This window comes from Rhodopila globiformis, assembly GCF_002937115.1.
Taxonomy (GTDB): domain Bacteria; phylum Pseudomonadota; class Alphaproteobacteria; order Acetobacterales; family Acetobacteraceae; genus Rhodopila; species Rhodopila globiformis.
Genome location: NZ_NHRY01000237.1, coordinates 18,885 through 30,681, shown reverse-complemented (window position 1 = coordinate 30,681; position 11,797 = coordinate 18,885). Strand labels below are relative to the sequence as shown.

Here is an 11,797-nt window from a genome sequence, read left to right as displayed (position 1 = left end):
CCCTGGCGCCCATCGTCATGGCCGGCACGCCGCGGCCTGCCGCGATCAGGCGCGTGGCAGGCGGCCGGACGGCGACAGGGACCCCGGTATCTTGGCGTCTTGGCGTTGAACAGGAACGGTGCCACCGCGCCCGGCGCTGATGGGTGCGCTGCGCCGGTGGCCCGTGCGGTTGGTTCCACCGATAAAACGCCAAGACGCCAAGACGCCAAGATACCGGGGCACGCGTCACTGTCCGGGGTGGTGGCGGCCTGTCATGCCCTCGGTCGCCTCATGCCGATCCGTATCGGCGCGGGATCGGCACGAAGGCATTCCCGTGGTATCCGGCCAAGGCGGCCTGGGTTGTTCTCGGGATGTGTGCATGCGGTAGCGCTCGCCCGGTGCCCGGGAACGTTGCCACTCTGTCCCGGTGGCGCGTTTGGCTGGCAAGTGACCGGCCGAGGGTACGCAGAGCCGCGGCGCCGTGGCGTGGCTCGCACATCCGGTGTGGGGCATCCTGCCCATTGGGATGGGGCGGGGGTGGGTTTGCCACCGCGAACAAGCGGACACGGAGTTCCACGGTGTTTGCACGGAGTTGCACGGAGGAAGTGGATATTGCGCTTCGCGCGAAGCGCCTGAAATCATCGAAGGCCACCACAGGGGCGACCATGTTGGGGGCGTCCCGGACGACTCCGTGAAACTCCGTGCCAACCCCGTGTAACTCCGTGTTCGCTTGATTGCCGTCGGTGAAACCGCCACAGGCCTTGACAGTATGAGGCATGGCTGCAGCGGACCGTTTCCGAAATCTGTGCATCCCGCAGGGACGAGCCGGGCCATGACGAGAAGGCAACAGCCAGCCCTGATTTATCGCCAATGCGGCGTGCCTGCCGCACCGGCGGCAATCAAGCGGACAGTGGAGCCTACAGCAGACCGCAGGTTGGTTGAGACACGGCGACGGCGCACCTCACTCGTCATGGCCCGGCTTGTCCGGGCCACCTATTCCAGCACGTGTGCCGCGACAGGTGGCCCGGACAAGCCGGGCCATGACGATGAAGACAGGCCGTCTGCGTCCCAACTAACCTGCGGTCTGCTGTAGTAATGGTGCATGGCTCCCGACAATGCACTGAGCCATTACTGTCAGACACTGCCTGCATGCCCTAGCCGGCGACAAAAGAGCGGCGTTCATTCCCGAAATTGATCACGCCCGGCCGATGCGGCTATAACCGAGCCGCTGCCGGGCCTGTCGCCCGGATCACGGGGATTGCATGACCATTGCCTACCAGCCTGACCTCCTGATCAAGCCATCCGGGCGTACGGCGATGCTGCTTTCGTCGGGGTTCGTGCTGGACCTGCTCAATCCGGACGCGACCGGCATGCCGATTTCGGACGTCGCTCGGTCCCTGTCGCAGCAGCCGCGCTGGGCCGGCGCCACGAAGGAATTCTTTTCCGTCGCCGAGCACAGCGTCATGGTCTCGAAACTGGTTCCGCCGGCGTTGGCGTTCGACGGGCTGATGCACGACGCTGATGAAATGATCTCGGGCGACATCGCCTCCTGCGTCAAGGTGCTGATTGGCCGCGACCGCATCAAGGCGGCGCTGAAGCCGGTGCTGGCCGCCATGTCGGCCTGGTTCGGGTTCCGGCTCGACGGGCCAGAGGTCAAGGTTGCCGACACCATCTGCATGGCGACCGAATTGCGCGACCTGCTGCCGCCGGCATGGATGGACTGGGGCCACCTGTTGCCGCCGGTGCCCGAGACGATCGTGCCGATCGGCCCGGCAAGGGCCTATGAGCTGTTCATGGCCCGCTATGAGGAGGTGAAGCACCTCGCCCTGAAGCCCGACCTTGCCCGCGGTCAGAAAGCGAACCGGGCCCGGCACGGAACCGGGCGGCGTCCGGCGGATGGCGGGTGAGAGCAGCCCTCACGCGCCCTGCCGGACGAGGGACGAAGAGCGGGCGTCCGGCCCGTCGCGTGGCGGACGTTATTCCAGCGCATCCTCCCGACGCCAACATCCGCCGCGCAGCAAGGCGCTTCGCGGGCGCCGGAGGCGCGAGGCGGGCAGTCGAGGCTGTTTGAGTGCGGGCGGTCCGATGCGGTGTGGGGTGGTGCCTCCGTGGCGGGCCGATTGCCTGATCCGGGCAGGTTGCGATGTCTGGCGCCGCATGGCCTGACGGTGCCGGTCGCCACGTACGTCGCGCGCCGCCCGGGCATCGCTGCGCGACCAGATCGATGAATCGGGCTAACACGACAGCAACAACCGCACCGGCCCGCCCGATCTCCCCCTGATCCTCAGAGGCCCTCCGCAGCCCTCAGTTCGTCTCTGTGCGAACAAGAATACGCCTTCACCCACGCTGTCCGCGCCGCGGAGGCACCATCCCGCGCCGATCCGCCGCCAGATCCGGTGGCGTGCGAGCGACCTGGTGCCGTGGCTATTGCGGTGGGGTACGGCGATTTGTCAACTATGTGCAACCGGCAACGGCAGGCCGCGTCGCGGTCCTGGCGCGGAGGCCAACGGCCACGCGCGGGCTTCTCCCGCAAAGTGACAGACTGTTGATGGGTATCGGAAATCCGCGGGAGCCGTATCGGATGGTGCCGCGGCCTCCCGCGCTTAAATGGGAAACATTGAAAATTCGTCATCCCACATAAACCTGGTTCATGCCGAGGGGAGGAAACCACAATGCCGACATGGAGGCCGGACCCGACCTTCTATCCGTCGCCGCGTCTGGCGATGAAGGCGCCGGCGGAAACGCTGGCCTATGTCGCCAGCTTCGATCCGGCGCGCGCGGTGCCGGACGTGCTCAGCGTGGTTGACGTCGATCCGGCGTCCCGGACCTATGCGCAGATCGTCGGCAACGTCGCGATGCCGAACGTGGGCGACGAGTTGCATCATTTCGGCTGGAACGCCTGCAGCTCCTGCCTCTGCCCCAACGCGCCGCACCCGCACGTGGAGCGCCGCTACCTGATCGTGCCCGGCCTGCGCTCCTCGCGCATCCATATCCTCGACACCCGGCCCGATCCGCGGCAGCCGACGATCCACCGGGTGCTGGAGCCCGCCGAGGTTGCGGAACGCGCCGGCTACACCCGCCCCCACACCATCCATTGCGGCCCCGAAGGCATCTACGTCACCGCCCTGGCCAACGCCGAGGGCGAGGCGCCGGGCGGCATGTTCCTGATGGACCACGAGAGCTTCGACATCCGCGGCCGCTGGGAAATCGACCGCGGCCCGCAGCGCCTGGCCTATGACGCCTGGTGGCACCTGGGCTACGACACCATGGTGACCAGCGAATGGGGCCTGCCGGCGACGTTCGAGAACGGCCTGGTGCCCGAGGTGCTGCTCGGCGGCCAGTACGGGCACAAGCTGCATTTCTGGGACCTGCATGCGCGCAAGCATGTGCAGGAGATCGACTTCGGCACCGAGAACCAGCTGGTGTTCGAGCTGCGGCCCGCGCACGACCCGACCCGGGCATACGGCTTCGTCAACTCGGTGATCAGCCTGAAGGACCTGTCGGCCTCGATCTGGACCTGGTACCGCGACGGAAAGGCGTGGACGGCCCGCAAGATCATCGAAATCCCCGCCGAACCGGCGGATCCTGAAAAGCTGCCGCCGATGCTGAAGAGCTTCAAGGCGGTGCCGCCGCTGGTGACGGATATCGACCTGTCGATGGATGACCGTTTCCTGTACGTCTCCTGCTGGGGCACCGGCGACCTGCGGCAATATGACGTGTCCGACCCGTTCTCGCCGAAGCTGGCCGGCACCGTCCGCATCGGCGGCATCGCCGCGCGCGCGACGCATCCGAAAGCCGGCTCGCCGCTGAACGGCGGACCGCAGATGGTGGAGATCAGCCGCGACGGGCGACGGATCTACTTCACCAACTCGCTGTATGGCGCGATCGACGAGCAGTTCTACCACGAGGGGCTGGACGGCTGGATGGTCAAGCTGGATGCCGGGCCGGACGGCGGGATCGCGTTCGATCCGACGTTCTTCGTTGACTGGCCGAAGACGCACCGGCCGCACCAGGTGCGGCTGCAGGGCGGCGACTGCTCCTCGGATTCCTATTGCTATCCGTGAGGCCGGAAACCGCCTGGCCGTGGCTCGTCTTCGCCGGGCTTGGGATGTTCCATGGGCTGAACCCGGCGATGGGCTGGCTGTTCGCCGTGGCGCTGGGGCTGCACCGCCGCAGCCGCCGCGCGGTGCTGCTGGCGCTGCCGCCGCTGGCATTGGGCCACGCGCTGGCCATCGGCGTCGTGGCGGCCGCGGCGGTGGCCCTGGGGCTGCGGGTCGATCCGGTGATCGCGCGGGTGGCCGCCGGCGGGTTGCTGGTGGGCTGGGCGGGCTATCACTGGCTCTACGGGCACCGGCACCGCGTGCGCATCGGCATGACCGTGGGGGCGGCGGGCCTGGCCGTCTGGTCGTTCCTGATGGCGACTGCGCATGGCGCCGGGCTGATGCTGCTGCCGGCGCTGCTGCCGCTGTGCGTCATGCCGGGAGTGGCGGGCGGGCCGGTGGCGCTGACGCTGGCGGCGGTGGCGATGCACACGGCGGCAATGCTGGCGACGACGGGCGCGGTTGCGCTGTTGGTTTATGACTGGTTGGGCGTGGGCGTCCTGCGGCGGGGCTGGGTCAACCTCGATGTCGTCTGGACCGGCGTGCTGGCGGCGACTGGCGTGGGGCTGGTTGTCACGGCCTAGTCCAGCCGATCGGCGAGGCCTACGTGCCGCAGACACGATCAGTCAAATTCCATACAACAGCACGCTGGCCGATCCGCCTGCCTGAAGCAGCAGGTCCATATCCGAGACGTTGCCGCTGACCAGCGTCAACCCGGCCTCCTGCGCCGTCACGAACAGCGCGGCGTCAATGAACAAGGCGCGCCGCCGATCCTGCGCGAATCCCTGCGTCCGCGCCAGCGATCCGGCGAGCACGCCGGCTTTCGCCCAGCCTGCCGGACTCAGGTCGGTCGTCTGCTCGCCGGACAGCCGCTGCAATATGGCAGCGATCGCCGCCCGGTTGCGCGCCGTCTCCGGATGGACCGGGTCGAGCCGGCCACATCCGAATGCCAGTTCGCCGATGCAGAGGGGCGAGTGGCAGACCACGTGATTTGCCAGCAGCATCGCGATCCCGGCTGGCAGGCCGGCCCGCCTGGCGCCGTCGACATAGACTGTCGTATCCAACAGCAGGATGGCGTCGGTAGGGACTTGTCCTCATTGGCGTTAAAATAGCGTGGCGGCGGCACGATGCTTGCCATTCCGTCATGGCCCGGCTTGTCCGGGCCACCTGTTCCAGCACTGTGCCGCGACAGGTGGCCCGGACAAGCCGGGCCATGACGAGGAGGCAACAGCCAGCCCTGTTTTAACGCCAATGGGAACTTGTCCTGCCTTATTCCTCGAACGGGCTGCAGGCCCGCCCCGCCAGGACGGCAAACCGGTACAGCCGCAGTTCCGCAGCGCCCATGCCGGGGATGGAGGCGGCGACGTGGCGCAGCAGCGGCGTATGCTCCAGCAGCTTCGCCGCCACGTTCTGCGCCACAAGGTCGACCGCGGCGATTTCCACCGCCGTGCGGGCGATGCGGCGGAACAACAGCAGCGTCACCACGGGGCCGGGCCGCAGGCCGTACAGCTCGGCGATGCGGCGGATGATCCGCAGGCTCCAGACCGCGATGATCATGCCGTCCCACGCGGCATGCGGCGACAGCGCCACCAGCATCCCCCCGGTCACCGCCGATCGGCGGGCGATGCGGGCGGTTTCCTGGCGCAGGGGATCGGCCAGGCTGCCGCGTATCAGCGTGCCGATACGCTCATGCGAATCGGCTGCGCGGATGGCGGTGATGGTGGCCTCGGCCGGATGGAGGTCGTCCGGAACGGTCCTCAGCCAGGCGATAATGGTCCGCTTGACGGCCGGCAGGCTGCCGGACGGCTGCGCCAGGCCGGCGCGCAGGTCGTCGACGCGCCGCAGCGACCGCCACGCCTGCCACTCGCTGGCGGCGGCGAGCGCGATCAGCAGCAGGCCGATGGCATAGATGCAGAACGCCAGGCCGCCGAACGCCGGCGAGGCATGGTAGGCCTCGGCGATGGAGCCGATGAGCGAGACCAGCAGCCAGCCGGCGAACAGTATCGCGATGCCGGCCAGGACGAGGACGGACGTGCCGCGCCCGTGCCGCGGTGCCTGGACGCGATCGGGGTTCCAGCCGGTGTCGATGGCGTCGGGCGCATCGGGCAACGGCTCGAACGGCGCCGGGCGGTCGCTGCGGGCTTTGCGGCCCGCGTCCGGCGAGGCGTTTCTCGGTTTTCCGGTCGAGCTCCTGGCGGTGGCATCGTCGCCCGGGATGTCGAGGAACCGAGGCAGGTCGCGGCTCATGGCAGGTCTCCGATCACCGCATCGGGCAGCTGGTCAAGGGCCAGATGCGGGATGCCATTGTCATCATTGGCACAAATCCGGGGCGGATGGAAATGCGCCGATTCGAAATAGCATGGATTGCGGGACCAGTCCGCGATTTCCGCGGCGGCCACCCGCCGGAGCGCGGCGCCCCGAGACTTGCGAAAAGCCAAACGGCATCCCACGTCGGACGTCAGGCAACGGGAGTCCCGATTGATGATCGAGCTTCGCCCCTTCGGCAGCCTCGGCGCGTTCCGCAACGACTGGCTGAACGCGCACCACCACTTCAGCTTCGGCAGCTACCACGATCCCGCCCGCATGGGCGTTGGCCGCCTGCGCGTGTGGAACGACGACGAGGTCGCCCCCGGCACCGGCTTCGATCCGCATCCGCACCGCGACATGGAGATCGTCACCTACATCCGCGAGGGCGCCATCACCCATCGCGACAACCTGGGCAACCAGGGCGTCACGCAGGCCGGCGACGTGCAGGTGATGCACGCCGGCACCGGCATCACCCACGCCGAGTTTAACCTGGAGAAAGTGCCGACGCGGCTGTTCCAGATCTGGATCCTGCCCGATCGCCGCGGCGTCGAGCCGGGCTGGGCGACCCGCGCCTTCCCGCGCGACGGCCACGGCCTGTCGGTTCTTGCCAGCGGCCGGGCGGCCGATGCCGGCTCCGGCGCGCTGCCGCTGCACGCCGACGCCGCGGTGCTGGCGGGCAGCCTGGCCGAGGGCGAGACGGTGGACCTGTCCCTCGCCCCGGACCGCGCCGCCTACCTGGTGCCGGTGAACGGCGCGGTGACGGTGAACGGCGTGGCGGCTCGGGCGCGCGACGGCGTGGCGATCAGTGGCGAGCGCGCCGTCAGCGTCACCGCCACCGAGGCGACCGAACTCGTGGTGGTCGAGGTCGCGGCCTGATCCTTGGCGTGCGGCAGGTCGTATCTCCATCGTCATGGCCGGGCGTGTCCCGGCCATCCACCCCGCGCCGTCGAAGCGCAGATGGCCGGGACACGCCTGGCCATGACGATAGGGAGAAGCCCTTGCTCCGCCGGACGCCCTATCCTGATACGCATGGGGACACGCCCGGCCATGACGAGAGGGCAACGGACGCGGACAGCAACAACGCCCCCTACTCCCCGCCCTCCCGCACGAACCGGTCGATCCGCCGGTGCCGGAAGAGCCACCGTCCGCCTTCCTTCACCAGGCGATCGAAATAGGCGCCGCCGGAGCTGATCACCGGCCCCGAGCCGCTGTTCTGGAACAGCACCCAGTTCGACTGCGCCGTCGCCGTGTCGCCGGTGATGTCGATGACGATGTTGGTCGTCAGGTGTACCCGGCGCGGCCGCTCGCCCATGGCGATGCTGCGGGCCTGCGCGATGATCCCCTCGCGCCCGGTGCCGGTGCCGAACGCGGTCTCCCACACGCCGTCGGCGGTGAACAGCGCCGCCATCTCGTCGAACCGTTCCGCATCCAGCGCGAAGCAGTAGCGGGCCAGCAGTTCGCGGATCTCATCCTTGTCGGACATTGTCTCCTCCCTTGCGCTTCCTCTGTTTCCACCGCTGTTATACGCTTTCCGCGGCAGCAGCACAGGAGGCAGGCATGGACGCGGCCGGCGGCGATCATCTCATCCGTGACGAAACCGCCCTGCGGGCGCTGTATGGCGAGTCGCCGCCGGGCGCGATCTGGAAGGAGATCGACCACATCCACCCGCACTACCGCGCCATGATCGAGGCCGCGCCGTTCATGGTGCTGGCGACCGCGGGACCGGGCGGGCTGGACGCCTCGCCGCGCGGCGACCCGCCCGGGTTCGTGCACGTGCTGGACGAGAAGACGCTGCTGATCCCCGACCGCCGCGGCAACAACCGCATCGACAGCCTGCGCAACATCATCCACGACGACCGGGTGGCGCTGCTGTTCCTGATCCCGGGCGTCGGCGAGACGCTGCGGGTCAACGGCCGCGCCGCGATCTCGGTGGCGCCGGCGCTGATCGGCCGCTTCGCGTTCCGAGGCACCCTGCCCCGCACAGTCATCGTGGTGCGGGTCGAGACGGTGTTCTTCCAGTGCCCCAAGGCGCTGGTGCGCTCGGAGCTGTGGAACCCGGAGAAGCACGTCGACCGCAAGGCCCTGCCCAGCACCGGCAAGATCCTCGCCGACATCACGGCCGGCAAAATCGGCGGGGAGGAGTACGACCGGGCCTATCCGGAACGGGTGAGCCAGACGATCTATTGAGGGTCTGTTTGATCGAATTGGGGCTTTTGAGGTCGGGAGTGGTTGCTGTCTGGGGGCAAACTGGCATCGTGGGGCGTGGGTGAAGGGTTGAGTCGGGGCCTTTCTGGTCCGGCTTGGCCGTGGTCGGGGGTGGTGCGTCCTCGGTTGGGACAGCGTGGTTGATGGCGTATTTCTGTTCGCGCAGAGAAATAACTGAGGGCCTTGGAGGGCCGCAGGGAAGACGTCCTGGCGCTACGCGCGAAGCGCATGACAACCGGCAGCGCCGCACCATGCGACGCCAGGTCTCGTCGTAGGGGTGGACCGGTGAAGCTACCTGCCGCCACGGCAACGTCCGCACCAGACTGCGCGACGTCCCCCTGACGCTCTGTGGCCCTCCGCAGCGCTCGGCTTTCCTCTGTGGTTACATGTCAGGACGATCCACCCGCACGGCCGCCGCCGGTGACCCTCAACCAGCGGACGCGCAGGCCCGGCCTGTCCCGGCCGCCGGCGTTCAAATCATCGGCGGCCTCTGAATGCGCCCTATCCGCCCTTCGCCCGGTCGCGCAGGCCGCGCAGCGCCAGGGCATAGCCCAGCACGCCGAACCCGGCGACGATGCCCAGGCTGACCGCGGCGGTGTCGGAGACCGGGCCGCGCCGCACCGGGTTGGAGATATGCACCTCGATCACCGGATACGCCACCTGGCTGATCGCCGCCGTCAGCGCCGGATAGCCGCGCGAGAAGCCGGCCGGATTGACCAGCGCGCCGTCGAAGCCCTGGTCGTTGGCCTGGTACAGCCGGTTGATCACCTCGCCTTCGATGTTGGAGTGGAAGATCTCGACCTCGATATCCAGTTCTTTGGCGTATTGACGGATGTGCTGGTCGTACTGCTCCATCGTCATGGTACCGAAGATCTCGGTCTGCGTCTTGCCGCGCATGTTCATGCCGGCGCCCTGGACAACAAGGATTTTCATCGCGACGCTTCCTCCGACGCTGCCACCGCCGGAACGATAGGCGTCCGGCCGGGTGCTGGCAAGCAGGGGAGGAAACCAATGACCACGCCCATCGACGAGCTGATCGAGACATTCTGGCAGGAACGGCAGCGCGGCAACTACTTTCCGCCGGCTTGGTTCGACAAGCTGACGCTGGACCAGGCCTATCGCATCCAGCTCGGCCTGATCGACCGCCGCTGCGCCGCCGGCGAGCGGCAAATCGGCTGGAAGGTCGGCCTGACTGCGCCCGCCATCCAGCTTCAGTTCGGCTTCCATGAGCCGGTGTTCGGCTGCGTGCTGGACAGCAAGCCCTCGGGCCACGTGTTTGCGCCGGCGGATTTGATCGCGCCCGGGTTCGAGAACGAGCTCTGCATGCGCCTCGGCGCCGATGTGGCCGGCGGCGTCAGCCTGGAGGAAGCGCGGCGGGCGGTGGCGGCGGTGCATCCGTCGCTGGAGATCACCGAAACCCGCGGCCCGTTCAGCGAGCAGATCGCCCTGGCGATGGCGGACAATGCGCAGCAGAAGACCGTCGTCCTGGGCGAGCCGGTGCCGCTGCCGGAAGATCGGGCGGCGATCGAGACGCGGGTGTCGATCAACGGCCAGCTTGTCGGCACTGGCCGCGGCGATGCCGTGCTCGGCGATCCGTTGAACTCGGTCGTCTGGCTGGCGGGCAAGCTGGGCACGTATGGACGGCGGCTCAAGGCCGGCGATATTGTCATGACAGGGTCGTTTACGCGCCAGTTCCCGATCACGCCGGGGGATGAGATTGAGACGGTGTTCTCGGGTGTCGGATCGGTCAGGACGGCAATGACGCACTGATCACCGCAGGAAGTGGCTGACCCGGGAAACCGGGCCAGCCAAACCTCCTACTTACGAATAATCATGATCTTGACTTTAATGCCAAGCTTCACTATTAGTCTTCGCAAGAGGGTGGGGTGGTGGTGCATCGCATTTCTCCCTTTGGTTGAAGCCGGCTGGGCCCATCCCGGTCGGCTTTTCCATTCTGGGTCATCTTTCTGAAGAACTGGTTAGCAGTCTCCTCCTTGGTGCTCTGTTGCCAGGACGCAGCCAGTCTCCCGCCGATCGGCCGATCGTCAGGTTGGGGATCGGAACACACGGCCAACATCGACCGCTCACCCGCCATTCCGTGATGGGGATTGCCCAGCGGCCCAAGCCTGGGTATCGGGCAGGTCATGAACCACCCAGGACTCTCCGCCCCATGGCCATGATCCGCGCCCTTCAACTTCTCGCCGATCGGCAGGTCGCGGTGACGCAGATCGAGGCGCCGCCCCCACCCGGCCCGGACGAGGTGCAGCTGCGCGTCCGCGTCGTCGGCCTGAACCACATCGATGTCTGGGGCTACCGCGGCATGGCGTTCGCCAAGCGCCTGTATCCGCTGACCGTCGGCGCCGAGGCGGCGTGCGAAGTGCTCGCCGTCGGCGCCAACGTCAGCCATGTCGGCCTCGGCGACCGTGTCGTCCCCTACGCTGCGCTGACCTGCGGCACCTGCAAGCCGTGCCGCCGCGGCCGCGACAACCTGTGCGAGAACGTCGCCGGCGTGCGCGGCTTCCATATCGGTGGCTTCGCCCAGGACATCACCAATCACCCCGGCCGCCTGGTGGTGAAGATCCCCGACGGCGTCAGCCTGCAGGATGCCGCCTGCGTCGCCGTCGCCTATTCCACGGTCGAGCACATGCTGTTCGACAATGCCGGGCTGGAGCCGGGCGAGTGGGTGCTGGTCCACGCCGGCGGCTCCGGCATCGGCAGCATCGCCATCCGCATCGCCAAGTCCATCGGCTGCACCGTCATCACCACCGTCGGCTCGGCGGAAAAGGCGGAGAAAGCCAGGGCGCTGGGCGCCGATCACGTGATCAACTACCGGGAGGACCGGTTCGAGGGGGTGGTGCGCAAGCTGACCGCGAAGAAGGGCGTCGACGTCGTGTTCGAGCATACCGGCGCCGACACCTGGGCCGGCTCGCTGCTGTCGATGAAGCGCGGCGGGCGGCTGGTGACCTGCGGCGCGACCTCGGGGCCGTCCGCCAGCATCAACCTGATGCAGTTGTTCCAGCAGCAGTACCGCATCATCGGCTCGTTCGGCTCGCCGCGGCCGGCGATCGGGCGGTCGCTGGAGCGGATCGCGTCCGGCGTGCGGCCGGTGATCGACACCGTCTATGCGCTGCCGGATTTCCAGGCCGGCATCGCCCGGCTGGAAAGCCGCGACGTGTTCGGCAAGCTGCTGATCGAACTCTGATCCC

12 protein-coding genes are annotated in these 11,797 nt (G+C 67.9%); 7 read left to right on the top strand and 5 right to left on the bottom strand.

Translation table 11 applies throughout. The annotated features are described in order from the left end of the window. Nucleotides 1-1,241: 1,241 nt before the first annotated feature. The 3 genes from CCS01_RS23760 (at nucleotide 1,242) to CCS01_RS23750 (ending at nucleotide 4,663) form a co-directional block, all read left to right on the top strand. Nucleotides 1,242-1,886 carry an HD domain-containing protein gene (locus tag CCS01_RS23760; RefSeq protein ID WP_104521242.1) on the top strand — a complete coding sequence of 215 codons (645 nt, stop codon included), beginning with the start codon at nucleotides 1,242-1,244 and terminating at the stop codon, nucleotides 1,884-1,886. A gap of 765 nt (nucleotides 1,887-2,651) precedes the next feature. Next, nucleotides 2,652-4,043, top strand: coding sequence for a selenium-binding family protein (locus CCS01_RS23755; protein ID WP_104521241.1), 1,392 nt, complete (start codon nucleotides 2,652-2,654; stop codon nucleotides 4,041-4,043). Continuing rightward, nucleotides 4,031-4,663, top strand: coding sequence for a hypothetical protein (locus CCS01_RS23750; protein WP_456307619.1), 633 nt, complete (start codon nucleotides 4,031-4,033; stop codon nucleotides 4,661-4,663). The genes CCS01_RS23755 and CCS01_RS23750 overlap by 13 nt, the downstream gene beginning before the upstream one ends. 42 nt (nucleotides 4,664-4,705) lie before the next feature. Here the strand turns inward: CCS01_RS23750 and CCS01_RS23745 are convergent, their stop codons facing one another. The 3 genes from CCS01_RS23745 to CCS01_RS33135 all read right to left on the bottom strand — a co-directional run bounded on the left by CCS01_RS23745 (nucleotide 4,706) and on the right by CCS01_RS33135 (nucleotide 6,517). Continuing rightward, on the bottom strand, nucleotides 4,706-5,143 hold the full coding sequence (locus CCS01_RS23745) for a type II toxin-antitoxin system VapC family toxin (protein WP_104521240.1): 438 nt from the start codon (nucleotides 5,141-5,143) through the stop codon (nucleotides 4,706-4,708). 205 nt (nucleotides 5,144-5,348) lie between these two features. Further along, the gene (locus CCS01_RS23740) at nucleotides 5,349-6,326 is read right to left on the bottom strand and encodes a DUF697 domain-containing protein (RefSeq protein WP_104521239.1); all 978 of its coding nucleotides are present in this window, start codon (nucleotides 6,324-6,326) and stop codon (nucleotides 5,349-5,351) included. Further along, a complete protein-coding gene (locus CCS01_RS33135) occupies nucleotides 6,323-6,517 on the bottom strand; it encodes a hypothetical protein (protein WP_146101929.1) in 195 nt (64 codons plus the stop codon). Before CCS01_RS33135 ends, CCS01_RS23740 begins: the two co-directional genes overlap by 4 nt. A gap of 43 nt (nucleotides 6,518-6,560) precedes the next feature. On the opposite strand from CCS01_RS33135, the gene CCS01_RS23735 reads away from it, so the two are divergent. Further along, nucleotides 6,561-7,262 carry a pirin family protein gene (locus CCS01_RS23735; RefSeq protein ID WP_104521238.1) on the top strand — a complete coding sequence of 234 codons (702 nt, stop codon included), beginning with the start codon at nucleotides 6,561-6,563 and terminating at the stop codon, nucleotides 7,260-7,262. A 211-nt stretch (nucleotides 7,263-7,473) separates the two neighbouring features. On the opposite strand, the gene CCS01_RS23730 is transcribed toward CCS01_RS23735, so the two are convergent. Further along, nucleotides 7,474-7,869: a nuclear transport factor 2 family protein gene (locus CCS01_RS23730; protein WP_104521237.1), complete on the bottom strand. Its 396-nt coding sequence runs from the start codon at nucleotides 7,867-7,869 to the stop codon at nucleotides 7,474-7,476. A 74-nt stretch (nucleotides 7,870-7,943) separates the two neighbouring features. Here CCS01_RS23730 and CCS01_RS23725 point away from each other — a divergent pair, with 74 nt between their 5' ends. Next, the gene (locus CCS01_RS23725) at nucleotides 7,944-8,573 is read left to right on the top strand and encodes a pyridoxamine 5'-phosphate oxidase family protein (protein ID WP_104521236.1); all 630 of its coding nucleotides are present in this window, start codon (nucleotides 7,944-7,946) and stop codon (nucleotides 8,571-8,573) included. A 519-nt stretch (nucleotides 8,574-9,092) separates the two neighbouring features. Here the strand turns inward: CCS01_RS23725 and CCS01_RS33940 are convergent. Then, nucleotides 9,093-9,524, bottom strand: a complete 432-nt coding sequence (locus CCS01_RS33940; RefSeq protein ID WP_158258569.1) for a type II 3-dehydroquinate dehydratase — start codon at nucleotides 9,522-9,524, stop codon at nucleotides 9,093-9,095. 78 nt (nucleotides 9,525-9,602) lie between these two features. Between CCS01_RS33940 and CCS01_RS33935 the strand changes: the two genes are divergently transcribed. Further along, nucleotides 9,603-10,361 carry a 2-keto-4-pentenoate hydratase gene (locus CCS01_RS33935; RefSeq protein ID WP_104521235.1) on the top strand — a complete coding sequence of 253 codons (759 nt, stop codon included), beginning with the start codon at nucleotides 9,603-9,605 and terminating at the stop codon, nucleotides 10,359-10,361. Between the two features lie 400 nt (nucleotides 10,362-10,761). Continuing rightward, nucleotides 10,762-11,793: a zinc-binding dehydrogenase gene (locus CCS01_RS23710; RefSeq protein WP_239992368.1), complete on the top strand. Its 1,032-nt coding sequence runs from the start codon at nucleotides 10,762-10,764 to the stop codon at nucleotides 11,791-11,793. The last annotated feature ends 4 nt before the right edge of the window (nucleotides 11,794-11,797 follow it).